A 23,059-nucleotide genomic window follows, 5' to 3' on the forward strand; every position below is an offset into this window, starting at 1 on the left:
AAACGCCAAACTCCAGCCTCAACGCTCCGGTCGCAGCACCTTCACATCCCCAGGCTCCGCCGTTTCCCGCAGGTACTCTTCCAGCGAATCGTCCAGCGCCTTGATCCAGCGGGTGTGGTGCGGCACCGAGGCGGTGCCGGTCATCACCGAGCGGTACGAGCGGTCGCGGTAGCCCATGATGTCGTGCTTCTTGTCGTTCTTCCATTTGAGGAAGATGCGGTTCACCGCGTCGATGTCGAAGCGTGGGTAGTCGGTCTGCTCGATGAGGCGGGCGATGTAGCTGCCCTGGAATTCGTACATCGAGGCCGTGGTCTGCAAGGCCTCTTCCTCGGCGCGCCAGTGCTCGCTGTCGGCGCGCATGGCGGCCAGATCGGGCAGGGCGATGCGACCGAGGATCACGTCGCGCACGAACCAGGCCTGGGCGTCGAACAGGTTGAAGCTGTACCACAGGTCCTGCATCCCCAGGTACATCAGCTGCGGGTTGGCCTCCCACACCACGCCCTGGTACAGGCCCAGCGGCCACAGACGGTTGCCGGTGCGCAGGGTCAGGTCGTCGGGCAGGAACGGGAAGTGGTGCTGGTAGCCGGTGCACAGGATGATCGCATCGACGCGCTTGCTCGAGCCGTCGGCAAAGTGCGCGCGGTCGCCGTCGACCCGCTGCAACTGCGGCCGCTCTTCCCAGCCCTTGGGCCACTTGTAGCCCATGGGCTGGGTGCGGTAGGCACTGGTGATCGAGCGCGCGCCGTACTTGTAGCACTGCGAGCCGATGTCTTCGGCGGAGTAGCTGCTGCCGATGATCAGCACGTCCTTGCCGGCGAACTCGAGTGCATCACGGAAATCATGGGCGTGCAGGATGCGTCCGGAGAAGCGCTCGAAGCCTGGGAATGACGGCACCTGGGGTGTGGAGAAATGCCCGCTGGCGACCACCACGTAGTCGAATACCTGTTCGTAGCGCTGGCCATTGGCGTAGTCGTGGGCGGTGAGGGTGAAGGTGCGGCTGGCGCTGTCGAAGCGTACGTCCTTGACCACGGTGTCGAAGCGGATGTACTGGCGTACGTCGGCTTTTTTCACCCGGCCCTGAATGTAGTCCCACAGCACTTCGCGCGGCGGATAGGAGGAAATCGGGCGGCCGAAATGTTCATCGAAGCTGTAGTCGGCGAACTCCAGGCATTCCTTCGGGCCGTTGGACCAGAGGTAGCGGTACATGCTGCCGTGTACCGGTTCGCCGTGCTGGTCCAGGCCGGTGCGCCAGGTGTAGTTCCACATGCCGCCCCAGTCGGCCTGCTTTTCGAAGCAGACGATTTCGGGCATGGCCGCGCCCTTGGCGTGGGCGGATTGGAAGGCACGCAGTTGCGCCAGGCCGGAAGGGCCGGCACCGATGATGGCGACGCGAGTAGTCATGAAAAAGTCCTGTGATCACGGAAGAAAGGCAAGACTTCCCCAGCCCCGAACGGCAACGAGCCGAGGGCGGTGGAAGCGCGGAAACTTCAGGGGTCAGCAGGCAGGCGGAGGCACGGGGCGCTTGCGCTTGTGCGCCAGCAGGACATCGCGGGGCGGGATCGACAGGGTGTGGAAGAGTGTCGAGAGCGGGGAACAGCCGAGGCTGGAGACGGCGGCAGGGAAGGGCCCGGTAGGCTTGCCGATCAGGTTGGCAAGCGGGCCATGCAGCCGACGGATACGTGTGATCTCGTGCATGGGGGCGTGGTTAGCCTCTTTTCGTTATGGGTGCCTTTTTAGCTATAACGCATTGGGGGAAGCGGTTCAAGGTTTGGGATTGTAGCGGCCACGGTGTCAGAAATTTTGTCCTGGTGAAAATCAGGGCCTGCCTGGCGGCAGGCCACTGCCGGCCCGAACGCAAAAAACTGACAGTTCCGGGCAAGTGCGCTCCCACACTTAGTCCACGGCCCTTGGCAATGAAGCCCTACATCAGAAGTTGCCTCTGAGCGTCACTGTGAAGTTGCGCGGCTCACCATAGAAGTTACCCCACGAAACCGCCCCCACACTCTGGTAGTACTTCTTGTCGAAGAGGTTGTTGCCATTGAGCGCCAGCGACCAGTTCTCGTCGATCCGATAGCCGATCCGTCCACTCCAGATGCCATACCCCGGCTGGACGGATTTCACTGCCACGGGCCTGATATTGCCATCCCGGAATGCGACATCACTCTGCGCCGTTACCCCTGCACCCACGCTCCAGCGCTCCAGTGCTCCCGTCAGTTGGTAGTCCGCCGAGGCCCGGAACAGGTGACGCGGGAAGTAGGTGGTGGAAAACGCCGGCTCCTGCGGATTGGCACTGGTGCTGTCCAGGTACTTGGTCTGGGTGTAGGTATAGCCCGCCAGCACCTGCAAGCGCTCGATCACCTCGCCACTGATTTCGGCCTCGAAACCCTGTGCCCGGACCTTGCCCACATCGCTGTAGCAGAAGCCGTCCGAAGACCCTGGGCAGCTGCTGTCGTAGTTGGCCTCCGCGCGATGTTCCTCGACGGTGCGGAACAGGTTGAACGAGGTGTTCACGCGCCCATCCAGCAGTTCGCCCTTGATCCCCAGCTCGTAGCTCGCGCCGGTCTTGGGCTGCAAGGGGCTGCCTGCCTGGTCGGTGTAAGTGCTCTGCGGCTGGAAGATCGCGGCATAGCTGGTGTAGACCGACCAGTTGTCGTTCAGGTCGTAGATGAGCGCGCCGAATGGCGTCACTTCACCGTTCTCCTGGCTGCGGTCGTGCTGCCAGTAATCCCATGCTTGGGTGTAGGAGTCTCGACTGTTGCGGTACCAACTGACGCGCGAACCCAGCACCAGGGTCAACGGCTCGGCCAGCTTCAGGCGAAGCGTGGCGTAGGTGCCGAATTGCCGGGTGTCGGTCTCGGTCGGGAAGGGGCCGCCACGGTAAGCGTTGGGCGCGTAGAAGCCATCGCTGGGCTCGGGGATGTGCGGGTTGGGATTGAACGGATCCTGCGACGCGCCGAGTAGGCCGGTCATGTTGATCAGCGCCCAGTGGTCGCGGGTCCGGGCGCGGCTGGCGTTGGCGCCTACGACCAATTCATGCTGCAGGCCGAAGGCATCGAATTTGCCATCCAGATACGCGTCGAAACCGTAGTCGGTCTGGTCATAGTCGAACAGGCCCGAGTACACCGAGGATGGCGCCGAGGTCGCCCCTGCAGGCACCCCGCCAGGGGTCTCGGAAAGGGCGTACTTGATGTCCTGGTCGTTGTGGGTCCAGGCCCCGGCGAACTTGAACGCCCACTCATCGTTCAACTGGTGCTTGAGGTCGGCGAACACCGTGGTGCGCTGGCTGTCCCAGGTGTTCCACGAAGCGCCCAGGCAGGTCGAGCGACTCAGCTTCAGGTCCTTGCCATCGCTCCCCCTTGGCAGGCCGTGCCAGCAGGGCCGGGCGTCGAGCCGCTCGTAGGCGACGCCTAAGCCCAGGGTGGTATCCGGCGTCAGGTCGTAGTCCAGGGCGCCGTAGAGGATCTGGTCCTTGCGTTTACCCAGGTCGTAGAAGTACTGGCGATCCTGCAACGCTACCACCGCCCGGCCACGCAGCGTGCCCGAGGCGTTGAGCGGGCCACCGGTATCGATCTGGCTGCGGTAGTTGTCCCAGGAGCCCGCCGACAGGCTCAGGCTGGTGGTGGGCGTGCTCTGGCCGCGTTTGCGCACGAAATTGACCCCGCCCGCCGAGCTGCCCGAGCCCTTCATCATGCCCGCCGCGCCCTTGAGCACTTCGACCCGGTCGTAGTAGGCCATGTCGCCCGAGAAGCTGTTGGCCTGTACATACTCGCCGCCCACATCCAGCGGCACGCCGTCGTACTGGTACTGGCCCTGCATCATGAAACCACGCGAATAGAAGTACTTGCCGCCCATGGGCGATTCGTACACCGCGATACCCGGGGTTTTCTCCATCGCCTGGTCGATGGTGTTGATGTTCTGGTCGTCCATGTACTTGCGGGTCAGCACGGTCACCGCCTGGGGTGTCTCGCGCAGCGTGTGTGTGCCCTTGCCGATGGTCACCGCCCGCGCGGCGTAGGTCCCGGTGCCTTCGGAGGTGGCGTCCAGGCGCTGACTGGAGATGGTCGTGGCGTCCAGCTCCAGCGAGCCGTCATTGCGCGGCGACGGGCGCAGCACATAACTGCCATTGCTCTGCGCGACCACCTGCAACCCTGTGCCTTGCAGCAGCAGCGCGAAGCCCTGGGCAACGCTGTAGCGGCCTTGCAGCCCCGGCGAGCGATGGCCGTCGGTCAAGGCGGCATCGAAGGAAAAGGCACTGCCCGAGGCCGATGCAAAGGCGCTGAGTGCCTCCGTCAGGCTGCCGGCAGGAGTCTGGTACTGGCGCAGCTCACTGACTTCGGCTGCATGGGCGAACGCCGCCAGCGTGGTCAGGGCCACACTGCAAAACCCCAGGTGAATGGCTGCGGCCACCGGTTTCAGTCGGCGCGCATACGGGTACGTCATGATGGTCCTCCCCCAATTGATCCGCTCAAACGGCAGATGTCTGAGCAATGGCCGAAGGACGTGAGAAAAAAGTGCAACGCAGATGTGTTTTTTTTCGCGACGCCTCAACTGACCCGAGGCATGACACTGACCCAGTAATCGGTACGCCGCACGATGCGCAGCTCGAAACCGCTGGCCAATGCGGCGAGGGTGAGGTCGATGTCGTGTAGCGGAAAGGCCCCGGAAATCCGCAGCCCGGCAATCGATGGATCACAGCGCAGCCAGCCACGCCGGTAGCGCGACAGTTCTTCCAGCAAGTCGCCCAGCGGCCGGTTGATGGCTATCAGGCTACCCGTTTGCCACGACGCCACCGAAGCGTCGCTGCGCCACGGCTCTCCAAGCCGAGAGCGATCAAACCGCACCTGCTGACCCGCTTCCAGACGCAGGGTTTGTGCGCTGTTCAGCGGACGCACCTGTACGGCCTTTTCCAGCACCGTCACCTCGCAGAAGCGCTCGTCGGCGTCGACCGTGAAGCGGGTGCCCAAAGCCTGCACTTGCCCCTGCGACACCTCTACCAGAAACGGACGCGCCAGGGCGTCAGCGGCCGTTTGCACCAGCACCCGCCCGCTCAGCAGACGCAGTACACGCTGTTCTGCGTCAAAGCGCACATCCAGGGCCGAACGGCTGTCCAGCAGGATCTGGCTGCCATCCTCCAGCACCACCTCACGCTGCTCGCCGACCCCGGTGTGCACGCTGGCCATCAGCGTTGTTCGCAGCTCGCTTCTCCAGCCGCCTATACCCACCACACCGACGCCCGCCAGCACCAGCAACTGACGCAGCACCCGCCTGCGCGACTCCCGCGCCTGACGCAGGGCCGGCGCTGCAATCTGCCGTGGCACCCCCTCGACCATCCGCCGAACCGCCTCAACCTGTTGCCAGGCCTGCTGGTGCAGAGGATCTGCATCGTGCCAGCGCTGCCAGCGCTGCTGCTCGCCCGCATCCTCGAGCCCCGACGACAGCCGCGCATACCACTGCGCCGCACAGCGCAACGCCTCGCGCTGCGCTGTGCTCAACGGCGATGACACGGCGCTCACAGCAGCCCCAGGCGCATCAGGCAGCACTGCTCCATCGCCTTGGCCATGTGGTTGTTCACCGTGCGTACCGAGACGCCCAGGCGCTCGGCGATCTGCGGATACGTCAGCCCCTCGAACTGTGACAGGATGAACGTCTGACGCACCTTGTCGCCCAGGCTGTCTAGCATGCGATCGATTTCCATCAAGGTTTCCAGAACGATCGCCTGGTCTTCCTCGGATGGGTGGTCGCAGGCGGGCAGGGAGGCCAGCGCCTCGAGATAGCTCTGCTCCAGCGCCCGGCGGCGGAACAGGTCGATGACCAGACCTTTGGCGACGGTGCTCAGATACTGGCGCGGCTCGCGGATATCCAGGGCACGACGCGCCTTGATGACCCGCACGAAGGTGTCTTGTACCAGGTCGGCGGCATCGCTGGTGGAGTCCAGACGCTTGCGCAGCCAGCCACGCAGCCAGGCGCTGTGGGTGAGGTAGAGAGCCTCGGTGGCGGAGCGCAGGGCAGAATCGGTGGGGGGCATGGGGGAGGGGAGTTGTTAATGGGAATTAGTGCGATTTGAACTCTTTTGGGCAGGGTTTGGCAATGGGGGGCTTGAGGTGTGCGCTGTGGGCGGGCTGGTGCTAGCGTGGCAACACCACAGTCGCTTCCAGCCCACCGCCATCGCGATTGGAAAGTCGCAACTCACCGCCATGGCTGGCCGCAATCCGCTGGGCAATGCTCAGCCCCAGGCCATACCCACCGGACGCCTGGTTGCGCGAGCCCTCTCCACGCACGAACGGATCGGTCACGGTGTCCAGCAGGCCCACGGCAATACCCGGCCCGCGATCCTCGACATGAATCCGCACCTGCGCCGCATCCGCCTCGAGCCGCAGCGAAACCGCCTTGCCATAACGCAGGGCATTGACCAGCAGGTTCTGCAGGCACCGCTGCATCAGCAAGGCATCGACCTTCACCTTGCCCACTTCACCCTGGATCGGCAGCGGCTCTTCGGCGCTGGCCAGGTCGGCGCACAGGCGCGCCACCAGTCGGTCCAGGTCCACCTCCTGCAGGTTCTGTTGCTCGCCGGCCCGCAAGTAGTCCAGCACCTGGCCAATCATGCCGTCCATCTGCACGATGTTCTGCCGCAGGCGCTCTTTGTGTTCGCCATCCTCCAGCCGCTCCAGGCGCAGGCGCATGCGGGTCAGCGGCGTGCGCAGGTCGTGGGAGACCGCAGCGAGAAAGTAGGCCTTGTCGTTGACCATGGCGATCAACCGCTGCTGCATGGCGTTGAACGCCTGCGCCGCCTGGCGCACTTCCTCGGGGCCTTCCAGCGGCAGGGCGGGTTGCTCCAGGTTGCGGCCCAGGCCGCGGGCAGCATCGGCCAGACGGCGCAGTGGGCGCAGGCACAGGCGCACGGCCACCAGGCACACCAGCAGCACGGCGACGATGCGCAAAGCGTATACCCGCAGCAGGTAGTCGCTGATCAGCACCCAGGCCGACTCGCCACTCCAGCCCTGCAACTCTTCGCCGTCGATCACCAGCCAGTGGCCGTCCTCCATCGGCACGGCGAACTGCAGGTGCGCCTGGGCGGTACGCAGGCCGAACAGGCTGCGCCAGACGATCGGCTGACCAAGCTCATCGGTCAGTTGCACCTTTAGCAGGCGCGCCGGCTGGTCGTGGCCGAGTTCGTAGGCCAGCGCCTGGTGCAGCAGCAGTTCGATGCGGTGCCGCCCGCGTCGGTCATCACGCTGGGCGTTGGGCAGCGATTCGGCGCAGCGCAGGTGATAGCGCGGCGGCACCTGCAACTGGCCGGCGTGACAGCCCGCCTGGGCGATCAGCGGGGCACTGCGCGCAGCGATCAGCCGCACCGGGGCTTCGAACACCTGGGCGAAGCGCACGTCGAACCAGATGCTGCTGGACATCAACTGGATCAGCAGGGTGCCACTGATCATGATCAGCAGCAGTTGGCCGAACAGCGTCCTTGGCCATAGCCGGCGCAACAGGCGCACGTCAGGCGCCTGGCTCGCGGGCGATGCTGAGCAGGTAGCCTTCGTTGCGAATGGTGAGGATCTGCGCGCTGCCATTGACGGCGCGGCGCAGGTGCTGGCGCAGGCGGCTGATGCACATGTCCACCGAGCGGTCGTCGGGCAGGTGGTCACGGCCAAAGGCGCTGCGCGTCAGGTGATCGCGCGATACCACGCGGTTGTTGGCCTCGAGCAGCTCGCGCAGCACGCGGTAATCGGAGCGGGGCAGGGTGAGGGCCTGGCCGTCAGGGTGAGTGAGCAGGCGCTTGATGTGGTCGAGGCTGAACCCTGCGAACTGCTGCGCCTGGCTGGCGGGCTCTTCGCTGGGTGTGTCGAGGCGCTGCGGGCGGCGCAGGACGGCCTTGATGCGGGCAATGAGTTCACGGGGCTCGAAGGGCTTGGACAGGTAGTCGTCGGCGCCCACTTCCAGGCCGATGATACGGTCCAGCGTGCTGCCTTTGGCCGACAGCATGATCACCGCCAGGCCCGGCTGCGCCTGCAACTGTCGACACAGGCTGAGGCCGTCTTCGCCGGGCAGCATCAGGTCGAGCACCACCAGCTCGACCTTGTGCCGCGCCATTTGCTGGCGCATCTGTTCGCCATCGGCGGCAGCCAGCACGTAGTAGCCGGCATCGGTCAGGTAATCGCAGAGAAGTTCGCGGATCTCGTCGTCATCGTCGACAACCAGCAAGGTTGTGCTCATTGCGGGGGACACCTGTCAGGGGCGCTTGAAAGGCGCCCGTTACGTTCCATTACATCCCCGTACAAGCCGGGGATGGAGCCCAGAGGGCACATCCCTAGAATCGTAGCAAAAACCATCTGCGAATACGAAGCCTTCCCAAATGAAACCTCAGAGCATCCCCGACGCCTGCGCCCGCTTCACCCGCGGTGGCAGCCGCCTCTCGCCGCTTGCCTTGTGTATCGCCTTCAGCCTGTCCGCAGGCGCCTTTGCGGCTGACCCCCAGCCCCTGGAACTGGGCGCCACCAACATTGAAGACAGCGCGCTGCCCAGTGCCGACGACGCCGGCCAGCTCGGCTACACCGTCGAGAGCACGCGCAGTTCCACCGGCCTGAACCTGACCCCGCGCCAGACCCCGCAGTCGGTGACCAGCATCACCCGCCAGCAAATGGACGACCGCGATGTGCACAGCATCGAGCAGGCGCTGGATACCGCGCCGGGGATCAGCGTCAGCAAGATGGAAGTGGGCGGGCGTACCGATTTCCGCGCCCGTGGCTATTCGATCAGCAACTGGAAGATCGATGGCCTGCAGTTCCCCGGCGGCTCTGACTTCAGCGGCAGCGGCAACGCGCTGAACCTCGACCTGTACGAGCGCATCGACATCGTCCGTGGTGCCAACGGCCTGCTCGGCGGCACCGGTGACCCGTCGGCGACGGTCAACCTGATCCGCAAGGCGCCGACCCGCACCTTCGGCGGCAGCGCCTATGCCACTTACGGCAGCTGGGACAAACGCCGCCTGGGCGCTGACCTCAACCTGCCGCTCTCCGAAGACGGCCGCCTGCGCTCGCGCTTCGTGGTCACCCAGCAGGATGCCAACTCGTTCCGCGACAACCAGTCCGAGCGCGCCCGTGCAGCGCTGGCCAACTTCGAGTTCGACCTGGACGACGCCACCACCCTCGGCGCCGGTTACCAGTACGAATACAACAAGGTGGTCGGCGGCGGCTGGGGCGCCAACATCCCGATCTGGTATGGCGACGGCAGCAAGACCGACCTGCCGCGCAGCACCAACGTGGTGCCCAGCTGGAGCTTCGGCGAGTACATCACCCGCACCACCTTCGGCTCGCTGCAGCACCGCTTCGACAACGACTGGACCCTGGACCTGAAAGGCTCGCAGAGCACCAGCGATGCCCTCAACCATCGCGGCCTGGCCAAGGTCAACTCGTCCGGGCGCGGCGTCTACGGCGGCTACTGGGACCAGGATGGCAGCGGCGCGGTGCTCAACGGCCTGCACAGCTCCAGCGACACCACCCAGCAATCGGCGCAGATCGACCTGTCTGGCCCGTTCCAGATGTTCGGCCGCACCCACCAGGCGATGGTCGGCTACAACGACAGCCGCACCGTGGCCTGGTCGCCGGAATACACCTGCACCATGGTCAGCGCCAACAGCGTCAGCGCTCCGGCCCTGGGCTGCCAGTTCCGCGCCAACAACGGCCTGCCCCTGAGCAACTGGCTCAACGGCGTGGACAGCGACTACGACATGCTCGCCTCGCAGACCGGCCGCCACAGCAAGACCACCACCCGCCTGCAAGGCATGTACGCCGCTACCCGCCTGAGCATCACCGACCCGCTGTCGGTGATCCTCGGCGTGCGCAGCACTGACTACTCGGCCACCACCCGCAACGTCAGCGGCGTGCGCAGCAACCAGCAGAACAACGGCATCGTCACCCCTTACCTGGGCGCGGTGTATGACCTCAACGACACCTACTCGGTGTACGCCAGCTACACCGACATCTTCAACCCGCAGACCGAAGAGACCGCCAGCGGCACCAAGGTCGAGCCGATCCGCGGCCAGAGCTACGAGACCGGCATCAAGGCCGCCTGGTTCGACGGCCGCCTGAACGCCTCGGCGGCGTACTTCCGCACCAAGCAGGAGAACAAGGCAGTCACCGACGGCGACCTGCTGACCCCGACCGGCGCCACCGCCTACAAGGCAGGTTCCGGCCAGGAAACCGACGGTATCGACCTGGAACTCGCAGGCGCCCTGACCGAGAACTGGAACGTCTACGCCGGCTACACCTACCTGCACTTCCGCCGCCTCGACAGCGACGGGCGCAGCGATCCGTCGCACCTGTTCAAGGCCTCGACCACCTACCGCCTGTCCGGCCCGCTCGACCGCCTGACCCTCGGCACCGGCGTCACCGCGCAGACCAACATCCGCGCCCTGTCCACCCCAGCTGGCCAGCCGACCAACGGTGTCAGCCGTAGCTCGAGTGACGTCAACTGGTCGGGCTATGCGATCTGGAATGCCATGGCCAAGTACCAGCTGACCGATGACACCAGCGTCAGCCTCAATGCCAACAACCTGTTCGACAAGCACTACTACACCCGCTACGGCTTCTACGCCGGGGCGATCTATGGCGATCCGCGCAACCTGTCGCTGACCGTCAGCACGGCGTTCTGATCAAACAAAAGCACCTGTTGCAATCTACATATGGAAATCCGTATATTCGGATTTCCATATGTTCAGGTGCCTCCCATGATCACCCCCACCCAGGTCTTCAAGTCCCTCGCCGACGAGACCCGCGTTCGCGCCACCTTGCTGATCGCTCGCCTTGGCGAACTGTGTGTGTGCGAACTGATGTGCGCCCTCGACGACAGCCAGCCGAAAATCAGCCGCCACCTCGCCCAGTTGCGCAGCGCCGGCCTGTTGCTGGACCTCCGCCAGGGGCAGTGGGTGTACTACCGCCTCAACCCTGAACTGCCCGCCTGGGTCAGCGAGCTGTTGCAAGGCACCGCCCAGGCCAATGCCGCCTGGCTCCAGGACAACATCGCCCGCCTGCAGCACATGGACGATCGCCCCGTCCGTGCCGCTGCCGGCTGCTGAGTGGACGAGTACCTGCCGATGCTGATCGCCGCCTGCGTCTTCGTCTTCACCCTCATCCTGGTCATCTGGCAGCCCAAGGGGCTTGGCGTCGGCTGGAGCGCCAGTTTCGGCGCACTGCTGGCGCTGCTGTTCGGCGCGGTGTCGTTGCACGACATACCCGCCGTCTGGGCGATCATCTGGAATGCCACGGCCACCTTCATCGCCGTCATCATCGTCAGCCTGCTGCTCGACGAGGCCGGCTTCTTCGAGTGGTCCGCCCTGCATGTGGCGCGCTGGGCCCGCGGCAGCGGACGCCGCTTGTTCGCCTTCATCGTGCTGCTGGGCGCCGCAGTGTCTGCTCTGTTCGCCAATGACGGCGCCGCGCTGATCCTCACCCCCATCGTCATGTCGATGCTGCTGGCGCTGCGCTTCTCGCCCGGCGCGACCCTGGCCTTCGTCATGGCCGCAGGCTTCATCGCCGACACCGCCAGCCTGCCGCTGGTGGTGTCGAACCTGGTGAACATCGTCTCCGCTGACTACTTCGGGCTAGGCTTCAGCACCTATGCCTCGGTGATGCTGCCAGTCAACCTGGTGGCCGTGGCTGCTACGCTGCTGGTGCTGTTCCTGTACTTCCGGCGCGACATCCCGGCGCGCTATGCCCTGGATGACCTCAAGGCCCCCGCCCTGGCCATCCGCGACCGCGCGACCTTCCGCGTCGGCTGGGTGGTGTTGTTGGCGCTGCTGGTGGGCCTGTTCGTGCTCGAGCCGCTGGGCATCCCGGTCAGCGCCGTGGCCGCAGCCTGCGCCGCCGTGCTGTTCGCCGTCGCCGCCCGCGGCCACGTAATTTCCACCCGCCGCGTGCTGCGCGAAGCGCCCTGGCAGATTGTGGTGTTCTCGCTGGGCATGTACCTGGTGGTGTACGGCCTGCGCAACGCCGGCATGACCGACGCCCTCGCCACAGTACTCGACCGCCTCGCTGCCCACGGCCTGTGGACAGCCACCCTCGGCACCGGCCTGATCGCGGCGTTGCTGTCGTCGGTGATGAACAACCTGCCCAGCGTGCTGGTCGGCGCCTTGTCGATCCAGGCCAGCGGCGCCGAAGGGCTGGTGCGCGACGCGATGATCTACGCCAACGTCATCGGCTGCGACCTCGGCCCGAAGATCACCCCCATCGGCAGCCTCGCCACGTTGCTCTGGCTGCACGTGCTGGCACGCAAAGGCATGCGCATCACTTGGGGGTACTACTTCAAGGTCGGCATCCTGCTGACCCTGCCGGTGCTGCTGATCACCCTTTCCGCCCTGGCACTGCGCCTGGGCCTTTGATAACCGCCACCCGGCGGGGAGCGAACGATGCGAATCCTGTTCATGTGCACGGCCAACAGCTGTCGCAGCATTCTGTGCGAAGCCCTGTTCAACCACCTCGCCCCGCAAGGCTACGAAGCCGTCAGCGCCGGCAGCTTCCCACGAGGCCAGGTGCTCCCGCGCAGCCTGCAGACCCTGCAGCAAGCCGGCATCGCCATCGATGGCCTGAGCAGCAAAGGCAACGAAGCCTTCGAAGGCAACCCGCCAGACATCGTCATCACCGTCTGCGACAAGGCCGCTGGCGAAGCGTGCCCGGTGTACTTCGGCCCGGCGCTCAAGGCCCACTGGGGGTTGGAAGACCCTTCCGACGTGGTGGGCGACGATGCCACGATCGACGCCGCGTTCCGGGCGACCCTCGCGCATATTCAACGGCGTTTCGAGGCGTTCTTTGCGCTGCGTCCGGATGCACTCGACCGTGATCAGCTCAAGCGCGAGCTGGATCGTATCGGCACGCTCTGAGGAGGGACCATGTCAGACATGCTGCCCAACCTCGACCTGTCGCTGTTCGACGACCTGCCCGGACAGCCACCGGATGCGCCCAGGTAGACAACGCAAGCATGGCTTTGTGATATCAGATTCTCCCGATATTATTGCCGCTCTATTCAGCACCACCATATGACAGGCAGTAGTTAAAGGGATTGATTGGTGGGCAGGATTCATTTCGATGTTGACGCCGTCTATTGCATCTCGCTCGATGCACGGAGTGACAGGCGTGAGTTGTTCAGGAAGAGCATTGGCAAGGTGCTCGACAACCCGGTGATTTTTCATGTCGTCCAGAAGCACGGCGACCCCAAACGCGGCTGCTACGAGTCGCACCAGCAACTCGCCCAGCGCGCACTCGAGGAGGGCCTGGAGCGGGTTCTGATTTTTGAAGATGACGTGATGCCCTACGAGCTGAAAGCCTCGCGGATAGCCTGGGTAAACCGCTTCATGCGTCGCCATCGTTTCGAGGCCTTGCACCTCGGCTACAGCATGGGCCGAACCTGGTTGACCTGGTTCCCGTTCATTGCCCGGGGCCGCGTGGTGGCGCTTCATGCATACGTGCTGTCACGTAAAGGCTGCGCGATCCTGGCCCAGACGCCGTACGACGGCACGCCCGTGGACGTGATGTTCAAGCGACGTATCCGGCAACACTGCGTGTTCCCGATGATGTTTCGCCAGCATGCTGCTGCTGTCACGGGTAGCGATCTTGAGGACGTGGTGAAGAACGAAGACGACTGGTGGGAGCGTAACTGGCGCAAGCACTGGCGTTCGCCGCTGAAGAACTTTTGGCGCACTGTGCTGCGTTTGGATTTCTGACCGGAGGGGGATGGGATCCATGCCGTTGGCGAGCCGCTGTTTGATCTCGAAGCGCTTGCGGCGTGCCGTCCCCATCCCGACCACCGGATAGCTGCCAAGGGCGGTCAGGCCTTCGCGGCTGAAGAGCTTGTACTCGCGCTCCCTGGGCTTTGTCCTTCGTCGGCTTGTGCTCCTAAGCCACTTGTCTGGTGCCCGGAATTACGTCACTGTAAAGACCATTGTCATTACAGTGAGCAAGCCACCATGGCATCCATCAATGTTCGTATCGACGACGATCTCAAAATCCGAGCCTATCGTGAGCTTGAGCGGTTGGGTGTTACACCCTCCGAGCTTATGCGCCAAGCATTGCAGTACGTCGCCGAGCGCGGGCAGCTGCCTTTTAAACCTGTCCTCATGACCGATGAGGATGAGGCGCTGCTAGCGACCGTTCGCGAGCGCCTTGCCGACCCTCAGCGAGTGAAGGTTTCTCTGGATGACCTATAGCCTTGAGTTCGATGCGCGAGCGCTAAAGGAATGGCAAAAGCTGGGGGATACGGTCCGGCAGCCACTCAAGAAAAACTCGTCTCGGTTTTACTGAATCCGAGGATCGAAGCGAACCGGCTGCATAGCTTGCCGGACTGCTACAAGATCAAGCTGCGCAGCCGCGGCTACCGATTGGTCTACGAGGTGATCGATCAGGAGGTTATCGTTTTTGTGGTAGCTGTGGATAAGCGCTAGCGAGAACAGGTTTATCGCAAGGCGGCAGAGCGAGTGGTAGGTAAAACGTCATAACGAAGAAATTGCCAAAGGGCGGGTTGTGGTGGCGTTGGGGGGATTCGTTGGTATGCAGCGGGTCTGGATGCGGCACCAGGAGTCGAAAATATTTATAACTATATGAATTCAAATGATTTTATTTTTAGGTCTGAGGTCTCCTATCTCTAAATTTATCCTTATGAATTCACCCAGTTGTTTACAGGCGATGGGAGAACTAAATGAATGATGTTGCCCTACGTATGGCAGTCTATCGTGCTTACCTGTTAGGGGTAGCTTTGATGAGGGTATGCAAAAGTCACCGACCGAAGCGGCCTTTACGATGAATAGACTGCAATTGACCCAAGAAGGTCAGCGACTCGAATAAAAGATTCTCTCTACTGAGTCGGTGTGGTTTTACTTCAAGACGGCCTAGTGATCAGTGATCGATACCATCCGCGACAAAGTTTCAGAAGCCATCACCACTCCACCTAGCGCTATGCGCCCGATTGTGCGGCTAGCTGCTTATGGCGTAGGATTCACAGGTTTTCACCGGAGTCAGTAAATTGATAGGCTGATGCGTGTACTACTGATAGCGCCGCGCTTTTTGGCCCAAGACGAGTTACCGTCACTAGAAACGGCTCAAACGGTGATATTGCAATCTATCGGTTCGGAAGGATTTCTTTAACGGCCGATTTACACAACAGTGAGCATGGAATGGCATTTATTATTGAAGCAGTCGCGACGGATCATACTTGGGTGCCTCTAACACTTAGCGCCGATCCATATGGAAATAATGTGTTCAGCCTTGTCGTGGGGCAAAATGCGACGGGCAAAAGTCGTCTGCTGAGAAAAATTGCGAGTCATTATATATTTGACAATGAACAGTTGTCAGATAGGGAACGTTATCAGGACAGAAATAATTCTAAGTCATGGAGCAATTACAGTACGTCGTCACCCTCCGAGGAGCTAATCCTCTCGCCGTATTCTGAAGAAACACCCAGTATAGTAATCGCTGTATCTACAGGTCGCCATGATCGTTTTCCCAAACCGCGCGAGACCATGTCGCTTTTCGAGCGCTATCATTATATTGCTCCTTCCGAGCATGGCAACCTATCTTCCCTAACACGTAGCCTGGCATCTATTATCAGTGGGCTTGAAGCCCATAGCTGGAAATTTTCCAGCATGGCTAATATTTTTGAGTATTTAGATTTTGAGCCTCTCTTAGAGTTTAATGTCACTCTTGATCCAAAGTTTAAGCAATACTGGAGGAAGCAAGAGGCCGAAGAGCAAGCAGTAATTAATTTGGATGAAAATAGTTATTCGTCAAGCAAAAAGATCAGCAAAAATCAATATTTAATAGATCGATTATATCCAATACTAAAGTATATAAATAATCGTAAAAGCATTAATTATGAGATTCATCTGACTCATGGTAGTCGGACGCACCATGCTTTTGATCTGCGTGAGTTGGCTTATGCATTGGAACACGGTGCTGTCCGTGTTACCGATCTCACCTTGAGCGTCAAGTCTACAAAAAGTCGGCTAAAGCTTTCTCAAGCGAGCTCCGGACAGCAGTGCATGCTAGTGATGATTTTGGGTATCGCTGGTTCTATACAGGATGATGCGCTCATCTGCATTGATGAGCCCGAAATTAGCCTTCACCCACAATGGCAAAGCGATATTATCGGCCACCTACAAAAAGCGTTTGAGCAATTTAAAGGCTGCCACTTCGTAATCGCTACCCATTCGCCTCAAATTGTTGCTGGTCTCACCAGCGATAATGGGTACGTTCTGAGCTTAGAAGACAAAATTATCTACAAGTCGCATGAGTATGCTAATCGCTCTGCTGACTTTCAGTTGGCCCAAGTGTTCAACACCCCAGGATTCAATAACGAGTATTTGATTAGAATAGCTTTGACGCTCCTCACAAAACTCTCCCGCCGCGCCACCTTAACCAATGAAGATGAGCAGCAAGTCATAATGCTGTTGCAGGTTCGGGAAAGGCTTTCTTCACGAGACCCGGTGCGCCACCTCATTGATCAAGTTCAGATGTTGAGGTAGGAAATGCGGCCAGTCGTTTTCGTTGGAGATAACCTTAACTACGTTAACCGCTATGATGGTGTATCGCATACGGAGTGGAATCAGACCGACGGTCCGATTGTCGAACTGCGGAGGACAATACGTACCCATTACCTAGCAGAGCAAAAATATCGGTGCGCCTACTGCCGCATGGAAAAAAAAGAGAATCATGGGCTTACCTGGGATGTAGAGCATATCATTCCCAAGGCAGTTTACCCGCGCTTCCTCTATGAGCCTCTAAACCTCGCGATGGTATGCAAGGAGTGTAATACCGCTAAGCTAGATAAAAATGTGCTGCATCGCGCTCTTAGTCCTCGTGCTTCCCTACCGATCAACTCCGATGCGTACACAATAGTTCACCCTCATCACGATAAATATTCTGAGCATTTTGAAATTATAATTGTCGCCGGAAAAATCACCCACCGGCCCAAAAATAATCATAAAGCCAAAGAGACGTTTATCATGTGTGACTTAGTGCGATTCTCCTATGCATTCGGCGAATGGGAGGACTTCAATTACGCAATTGTGAAAACCTTCAGTGAGTTTGTCGAAGCATGTCCTCCCAACGCCACTCCGGGTCAGATTTCTGCATTTATGGGAACGCTGAGGTTTACGGTAAACGCGGACTTTTGATGATCTGGTGAATTCGCGTCCGCTCAGTGCTTTTCGTTCTCGGGTTGCCGGTCACAAACCGATGAGACGGTGATCTGAGATCACTGTCTCAAAAAATTCTCCGCCTGCTGATGAGTTTTAGCCCTTTGCACCCAACGTTTGAGTCGACAGCTCATAGTATACAGTGGACTATTATTCGTTTGATGGCTCAATGTTATTTAGTAATATCAGCATGTGGCTCGAATTATTCGAAACTCTGGAGCCGATAGGGATTTTTCCGCTGGCGGCAAAGCTCGCTTTTCTAATGGGACGAAAGTAGTAATTCCAGGTAGGCGCATTACCGAAACAAGCACATCCTCTTGTTCTATGATCTCAATGGAAGTGTTGTCCTGGACATTCGCAAGGATCTCTCTAGGCTCAGTGCGGAGAATAAACCACCAGTGATCACCTCTTCCAGGCCTCCGGGCGAAATCTCGAGCCTCACTCATACGATCGGAGACAGCGACGTTATAAAAATTCTTACCGAGCTGCTCAAGTCCAATTTTAAGAAGCATCCGAGCCACTGCTAGTGGTTCTGAGACTTCGGCTATAAGATGGAATTGGGAAATCCGGCCTTGTCCCACAAAAGCCTTTAGTTGATCGTTCTGCGGCTCGAGTTTAATTACTCCAGGAGTTATGGAGGCTTCTAGTTGCCCCAGCTCAGTATCCATACGAACGGAACGTCCCTTCTTTGAGGGTATTCCCCTCATCATACGATAGGCGCTGAACGGGAAGCTTTGCAGTGCTTTAGACTCAACTTTTTGTCCAAAGTATTGATTGCAGCTATCGCAGGTGACGCCTGGTCTACCCGTCGGTGCATTCTTTCCACCTAACGACTCAGGGACGATATGTGCTAAGGACGAAGCCTCATGGCTTTTACAGAAAATGCACGAGAGGGAGATTGACATTTTCCTCCTTAAAGAATTTAGATATCCGCCTAATTAGATTTTACGAGCCAACACCGTAAAGGTTTCAGCTAACGGACAGATCATAGTATAAATCAAACCTATAAATTTTATCAAAGTCCGTAGCGAGCGTTGGCCTCTGTGGATTTTTGTGATCAGGCCATAGTGCGTGTGAATTGATTTGACTTCAAGTAGGCAAGATTGTTTAGTTGGAAGATTTGTGTTCTAAAGTTATTGTGATGTCGCAGTAAATTCGGCGTACGGCTCAATTCAAAACCACTTGCCATCCTCAAACCCGAATCTATACTGAAAGTTGGGATAAATCAGGCTCGCCTTCGTGCTGTTCTGGCCAGTCGCATGCTCAGACCATCCAGGAGATTTTTGCCCTTTGCCTTTCGCTCTCACTAAGCCTAACGCTCACACCTTAAATCTTGTTAATTTGATGAATGCAACTATACTGATGTCGATATTTTAGGTTAGGTTTTTTTCTAGTTTTATCAAAAATCGGTGTCAGTTATGATGTGATGATCAATGTTTTGGAGCATATATGACAGTATTTGTGGCAGGGGTTCATGGGGTGGGTAAGAGCTTTCTCTGTCAGCGATATGCGGATGAGTTTTCAGTTGCGTATGAGAGTGCGAGTGGGCTAATACGTAAAGAACGAGCTCTCGCGGATTGGAGTGTAGATAAAAAAGTTAAAGATGTTGATGAAAATCAGCTCGCATTAAAGTCTGCTGTCAAACGAATTATTAAGGGAGGGCAACCTTTAATTCTGGATGGGCATTTTGTTCTAATCAATGCTGCTTCAGATTTTGTTAAGTTGGAATCTTCTGTTTTTCAGGATATAGAAATTACAGGTGTGGTGGTCTTGGAGGCTGATGTTAATACTATACAGTCACGCCTAGCAGCTAGAGATTCTGCGAAAAGTGTAGTTGATATTGGCGTATTCCTAGAGCATGAAAGAGCGCAAGCGCGGAAAGTTTGTCAAGAGCTTAGTGTTCCCTTCCAAGTTTTGCAGCAGCCTGATTTTCTCGAGTTTTCAGCAGTGGTCACCAGTCTTTTGACGTCTAGCTCACGGTGACTGACTTAGATTGGCATTGCATCTGTTCTTCTCTATGTTTCAAAGCCGAGCTTTGCCCTCAGCAGTAGCTTTCCAAGATTTTCCTTTATTTCAAATATGGATTGTGGCGGATGCTCTCTAAAAATACCAATTTCTTGCAATTCAGATAAACTGACAGGTGGGTCAATATACCCTGCTAGCAAGTAATTGATAACTTTTATCGGATTTTCTTTGGATGCTTGCCAGCTTTCAAGCTCTTGTTCGCTGTAGACAGACCGTCCGCCGGACAAAGTCATCAGTTCTTTTGTTGAGTTTGCATTTGCAAGTTCTTCAAAAATCCCAACGGCAGTAATTGACTGAGACGGTTCGTGTTTTGATTTGCTTTTGTAAAAAAATAGCAGTGATCCAGGTTCGCCGAGCTTTGATTTGGCCCGGCAGAGATAAACTTTTCTTATAGTATTGCCGGGGCGGTTCGGCCCGCCGATCAGCCCAGAACCCTCGAATAGGTCACCTTGAGGATCATACTTTAAATCTGGGTATAACGTATCGTGGTAGCTCTCTTTAATAGGTATGCCAAACGCTCTCACGCCAGAGTCTGATACGAAGCGCGGATAGTTAATCTTGGCCATAGTGAAAAGGTCCTGCCCAGGCTCGCGAGATAGCCTGTTTTGGGAAAATCGCTTTTCGTAGATGAGTTCGCCATCTTGTTTTGTTGCAGTATTTTGAAAGCCGTAATATTCGAGTAGATCAATAAGCGAGTTTTGAGTTCTGTATGTGGTAACGTACACCAGGTCGTAGGCGTTTTTCTGAGCAAACCAAAATACTTTTTTTAGTAATAATTCCCCAAGCTTGACACCCCTGCTTTCGGGGCGGACCTTGAATGTACAAATTTTTAGTATTTTATTGGCAGGTAATTTTGCATCCGTGTTGCCTGAGGTTTCATCTTTCCTCACGACTAGGCCTGCTATGCTTTTAGTGCTGTAGTCTGAAACAATCCAGCATTGCCTATGTTCCCGAACACATTTTTCTTTCCACCATTGATCGAAAGGGGCGTAGTCTTCTCTCAAGCTGTCAAATATTTTATCGCTTAAAGGTATTGTATTTGCTGAAACTTCCTCCACAAAGCGTACAGGGCTTTCTTTTGGCTCAAACGTAGTTTGCAGCAGATCTACGGCGTCGGCAATATGAAGGACACGCCTGCCTAATTCTGATGAGTGACGTCTTGCTCTTTCATGCAGACCTCTATCCTGAGTTACCAGGAAGTCTGCGGCGCCAATATGCAATGAATGTAATAGAGTAACATCTACTACATCATTTGGCTTTCTGATTTTTCCGAACTCATCGCCAAGTGTGCTTGCATCAAACCCACGAACTCTTTCGATATGGCTGAATTTTTCAAGCTTACTTGCCGAGATACTGCGGCGTTCGATGTTTTTGTCGCGCGCTATATCATCCTTTGCGGCTGCATGAATGAATACGCCAACCTTGTTCTTTGTTGCTAACTGTATAAATGTCGAAAATACAGGTTGAACAGTTTTGTTGTCTTCTAGGCCGATTACAATATTAGTATCAATTAGATATATTTGTCTGTTCATCCATGAGGGCCCTGCGCATTTCCTGCTTGGCATAAATAAAGGACTGAGGAGGGGTGAAGTTAAACCGCTCTCTGAGTTCTTTAAGATTCATTGGGGTCTGAAATGTTCGTGCATTTGTTAGCTCGAGTGCAAAACCCTCTGTCAAACCTTCAAAGTACACTTCAAAATCATGCTTCTTAATTAATGCGGATTTTGAGTATTTCTTCCATATGTTTTGAATAGGAAGTTTAATGATGTCGGAAATTTCTGCGCACCCAACAATAGCCATCACGGGGGATGTTGAGTAAATATAGATTTTCGTCCCTTTCGCGGTGGATAGAGGGAATCGTCTACGAAGCTCTACGGTTTTTTTGCCTTTTAAAATTTTTTCCGAGTATTGTGGGTGGATACTTATAATTAGATCTTTGGTCGCTGTTGGCGTTGGCTCGTCGCTGCTGAATATCGGTAATATCAACTGCCTGTTAGAGTGTTCTTCTATATCAAGCTCTCCGCGTAGGCGAGCGGATACGTCGCTGTCAGCACTGAATGCCGCCTCAATTCGTAAAGATGCGCCGAGAGTTTCAACGTACTTTTTTAAGGAGGAGATTTGTACGTCGCCCCGTGCTTCGATTTTTGAAATGGCCGCCTGACCAATTCCTAACTTCTCTGCCATTTGGAGCTGAGTGTATCCGACAGCCTCTCTCAGACTTCTCAACGACTGGCCTACAACCCTACCGGCATCATGCTCTTTGCCGTATACGGCAGCGATCACTTTAGTTTTTTGAGACATATCAACCTCCATACGCGGAGTGGACCTTACCAACAGTCGACATTCCCTTCAAGGAATATATTCGATCGCTCCGCACAAAGCTTCGTCAGGCTTCGCTTCGTCTGCCGTGGCGAAAGATCTACACCTTTGCGCGGTACCTTGACGACCGTTGGTCGCCACTGACGACTCGCCTGAGAACGTCGCATCGGGTCATTTGCAATCCTGACGGTGAGGATCAGATGCATCTACAGATGGAAGGACCATGATGCTTTCAGGCGTCTAGCCAGTAGCCGCATAGTGAGAAGATAGTAGTACCGCGTCGCCTCACTTCGTCCAGTGACACAATGCTCTAGAAACCAAATTAGATGCTTTCGCCGCCAAGTCCAAGGCGTTTCTCGCTGCCAGCGGTTTGCAATCTCAGCCTGGATGATTTTCGCCTGTCGCAAATGGCGTTGTTGTGTGGAGTGCGATCCGGTCAGCACCGCAGCCAAGAACAGCTCCATATCGAATACCTTATTCATCTGCGACCTCCTATGTAGGCAGCGACCACGTCGATCCGCCCGTGCCCCAGCTCGCAGCTGATTTGCCACCGGGCCTCACGATCAAGGTTCCTATCTACCTGGCAACATTGGCCGCCGTTGATTGGCGCGGGGTGTTGGGTGATCTGCTCGTAGCGCTCACATGCGTACGCCGCTCGTAGCTCATGGAAGCCCTTGAGGTTGTGCGCATGCAGGATATCCCGCGCAGAGCGGATGCTTTCTTGCAGAAGATTCAGGTAGCTTTCATCTGGTGCAATCAGGTTTCGGCTACCTGAAGGTGACACTTTCGATGCGAATCCAAGAGCATCACGAATATGATCATCCACTGCTATCCAACGTGGCGCCGAAGCGCCGGCGCGGCCACCTTTGGTGCCTTCCTGGATGTTGATTTTGCCGCAGGCTTCAGCCTGACGGCTAAGTCGTGGCAGGTCAGCCAATATGGCTTCACGCAAGCGCATGCCAGTGGCTCGCGCCAACAGGACAATCGCGGCGGTCCGTTGTTGATGATTTCGGCAAAGCGCATTGACGATCTCTTTAACCTGATCGCGTTCTTGGCCCTGCGGTAATGAGTGGCGAATCCCGGTGCGTTGCATTCCCAACGCCTTGCTCGGACTGGGTAATTTCACACAATGATCACCGCGCAGCGCCGCCATTGTCCTGTTAACGCTGGATAGGCGGTTTTGTGCGGTGCTGATGGCGAGGCTACCGCACTCAACCGCATCGCGCAGATATGCCGCATAGTCCGCCAACACCTTCCGATCAATCTGCCGCGCATCATTGATACTTGGCCCTAGTTCGGAGCGGCACCACTTCACGAATGCCTGCCATCGATCACAGTGCGCTTTGACCGTGCCGTAGTGGCCATCGCCAAACATGTCTTTCAGCGCCTGCGGTCCTGCGTAGCTCAATTGCCTGCCGTAGCCGAAATTGCGGCCATTGCGTTTGCCGACCAATGCCATGTCGAATCACCTCATCGTTCGCTCTCCGATCCTCGCCCCACGTCATCCCGCCAAGAATGTTGAGTGTTATCAGGGATCAA

At 57.7% G+C, this 23,059-nt stretch carries 21 protein-coding genes and 1 pseudogene; 10 read left to right on the plus strand and 12 right to left on the minus strand.

The window, feature by feature from the left end; genetic code table 11:
* Positions 1–18: 18 nt before the first annotated feature.
* The 7 genes from ACNFHO_RS11915 to ACNFHO_RS11945 form a co-directional block, all read right to left on the minus strand.
* Entirely contained in the window at positions 19–1,401 is a 1,383-nt protein-coding gene (locus tag ACNFHO_RS11915; RefSeq protein WP_416766395.1) for a flavin-containing monooxygenase, read from the minus strand.
* Positions 1,402–1,494: 93 nt separating this feature from the next.
* Complete coding sequence (locus ACNFHO_RS11920) at positions 1,495–1,695, minus strand: hypothetical protein (RefSeq protein ID WP_323453494.1); 201 nt, start codon at positions 1,693–1,695, stop codon at positions 1,495–1,497.
* A gap of 231 nt (positions 1,696–1,926) precedes the next feature.
* Positions 1,927–4,440 carry a TonB-dependent siderophore receptor gene (locus ACNFHO_RS11925; protein ID WP_416766397.1) on the minus strand — a complete coding sequence of 838 codons (2,514 nt, stop codon included), beginning with the start codon at positions 4,438–4,440 and terminating at the stop codon, positions 1,927–1,929.
* A 104-nt stretch (positions 4,441–4,544) separates the two neighbouring features.
* Positions 4,545–5,513: a FecR domain-containing protein gene (locus tag ACNFHO_RS11930; RefSeq protein WP_416766399.1), complete on the minus strand. Its 969-nt coding sequence runs from the start codon at positions 5,511–5,513 to the stop codon at positions 4,545–4,547.
* Positions 5,510–6,025, minus strand: a complete 516-nt coding sequence (locus ACNFHO_RS11935; RefSeq protein WP_151925965.1) for a sigma-70 family RNA polymerase sigma factor — start codon at positions 6,023–6,025, stop codon at positions 5,510–5,512. The genes ACNFHO_RS11930 and ACNFHO_RS11935 overlap by 4 nt, the downstream gene beginning before the upstream one ends.
* A gap of 100 nt (positions 6,026–6,125) precedes the next feature.
* Complete coding sequence (locus tag ACNFHO_RS11940; protein WP_416766401.1) at positions 6,126–7,493, minus strand: ATP-binding protein; 1,368 nt, start codon at positions 7,491–7,493, stop codon at positions 6,126–6,128.
* A 1-nt stretch (position 7,494) separates the two neighbouring features.
* The gene (locus ACNFHO_RS11945) at positions 7,495–8,211 is read right to left on the minus strand and encodes a response regulator (RefSeq protein ID WP_416766402.1); all 717 of its coding nucleotides are present in this window, start codon (positions 8,209–8,211) and stop codon (positions 7,495–7,497) included.
* 139 nt (positions 8,212–8,350) lie between these two features.
* Here ACNFHO_RS11945 and ACNFHO_RS11950 point away from each other — a divergent pair, with 139 nt between their 5' ends.
* The 9 genes and pseudogenes from ACNFHO_RS11950 to ACNFHO_RS11990 all read left to right on the plus strand — a co-directional run bounded on the left by ACNFHO_RS11950 (position 8,351) and on the right by ACNFHO_RS11990 (position 17,155).
* Entirely contained in the window at positions 8,351–10,648 is a 2,298-nt protein-coding gene (locus ACNFHO_RS11950; protein WP_416766403.1) for a TonB-dependent siderophore receptor, read from the plus strand.
* A 75-nt stretch (positions 10,649–10,723) separates the two neighbouring features.
* Positions 10,724–11,071 (plus strand): metalloregulator ArsR/SmtB family transcription factor, encoded by a 348-nt coding sequence (locus ACNFHO_RS11955; RefSeq protein WP_416766405.1) that lies wholly within the window; start codon positions 10,724–10,726, stop codon positions 11,069–11,071.
* 18 nt (positions 11,072–11,089) lie between these two features.
* The gene (locus tag ACNFHO_RS11960; protein WP_416766516.1) at positions 11,090–12,373 is read left to right on the plus strand and encodes an arsenic transporter; all 1,284 of its coding nucleotides are present in this window, start codon (positions 11,090–11,092) and stop codon (positions 12,371–12,373) included.
* Between the two features lie 27 nt (positions 12,374–12,400).
* Entirely contained in the window at positions 12,401–12,871 is a 471-nt protein-coding gene (locus ACNFHO_RS11965) for an arsenate reductase ArsC (protein WP_416766407.1), read from the plus strand.
* 186 nt (positions 12,872–13,057) lie between these two features.
* Entirely contained in the window at positions 13,058–13,711 is a 654-nt protein-coding gene (locus tag ACNFHO_RS11970) for a glycosyltransferase family 25 protein (protein WP_416766408.1), read from the plus strand.
* 243 nt (positions 13,712–13,954) lie between these two features.
* Positions 13,955–14,194 carry a type II toxin-antitoxin system RelB/DinJ family antitoxin gene (locus ACNFHO_RS11975; protein ID WP_060478286.1) on the plus strand — a complete coding sequence of 80 codons (240 nt, stop codon included), beginning with the start codon at positions 13,955–13,957 and terminating at the stop codon, positions 14,192–14,194.
* Positions 14,184–14,428 (plus strand): annotated as a pseudogene (locus ACNFHO_RS11980) (type II toxin-antitoxin system RelE family toxin). The gene ACNFHO_RS11975 and the pseudogene ACNFHO_RS11980 overlap by 11 nt, the downstream one beginning before the upstream one ends.
* 729 nt (positions 14,429–15,157) lie before the next feature.
* Positions 15,158–16,504: an AAA family ATPase gene (locus ACNFHO_RS11985; protein ID WP_416766410.1), complete on the plus strand. Its 1,347-nt coding sequence runs from the start codon at positions 15,158–15,160 to the stop codon at positions 16,502–16,504.
* Positions 16,505–16,507: 3 nt separating this feature from the next.
* Complete coding sequence (locus tag ACNFHO_RS11990; protein WP_416766412.1) at positions 16,508–17,155, plus strand: HNH endonuclease; 648 nt, start codon at positions 16,508–16,510, stop codon at positions 17,153–17,155.
* Between the two features lie 206 nt (positions 17,156–17,361).
* On the opposite strand, the gene ACNFHO_RS11995 is transcribed toward ACNFHO_RS11990, so the two are convergent.
* Entirely contained in the window at positions 17,362–18,081 is a 720-nt protein-coding gene (locus ACNFHO_RS11995; RefSeq protein WP_416766414.1) for an HNH endonuclease, read from the minus strand.
* Between the two features lie 544 nt (positions 18,082–18,625).
* Here ACNFHO_RS11995 and ACNFHO_RS12000 point away from each other — a divergent pair.
* Entirely contained in the window at positions 18,626–19,159 is a 534-nt protein-coding gene (locus tag ACNFHO_RS12000) for an ATP-binding protein (protein ID WP_416766415.1), read from the plus strand.
* A 32-nt stretch (positions 19,160–19,191) separates the two neighbouring features.
* Here ACNFHO_RS12000 and ACNFHO_RS12005 read toward each other — a convergent pair whose 3' ends face one another.
* From ACNFHO_RS12005 to ACNFHO_RS12020, 4 genes are all read right to left on the minus strand, one after another.
* Entirely contained in the window at positions 19,192–20,733 is a 1,542-nt protein-coding gene (locus ACNFHO_RS12005) for a hypothetical protein (protein WP_416766417.1), read from the minus strand.
* Positions 20,708–21,502, minus strand: a complete 795-nt coding sequence (locus ACNFHO_RS12010; protein WP_090344380.1) for a helix-turn-helix domain-containing protein — start codon at positions 21,500–21,502, stop codon at positions 20,708–20,710. The genes ACNFHO_RS12005 and ACNFHO_RS12010 overlap by 26 nt, the downstream gene beginning before the upstream one ends.
* A gap of 224 nt (positions 21,503–21,726) precedes the next feature.
* Positions 21,727–22,002 carry a hypothetical protein gene (locus ACNFHO_RS12015; protein ID WP_416766419.1) on the minus strand — a complete coding sequence of 92 codons (276 nt, stop codon included), beginning with the start codon at positions 22,000–22,002 and terminating at the stop codon, positions 21,727–21,729.
* Positions 21,999–22,979: an integrase domain-containing protein gene (locus tag ACNFHO_RS12020; RefSeq protein WP_416766421.1), complete on the minus strand. Its 981-nt coding sequence runs from the start codon at positions 22,977–22,979 to the stop codon at positions 21,999–22,001. Before ACNFHO_RS12020 ends, ACNFHO_RS12015 begins: the two co-directional genes overlap by 4 nt.
* Positions 22,980–23,059 lie beyond the last annotated feature (80 nt).

This window comes from Pseudomonas sp. NY15374 (assembly GCF_048068255.1).
Classification (GTDB): domain Bacteria; phylum Pseudomonadota; class Gammaproteobacteria; order Pseudomonadales; family Pseudomonadaceae; genus Aquipseudomonas; species Aquipseudomonas machongensis.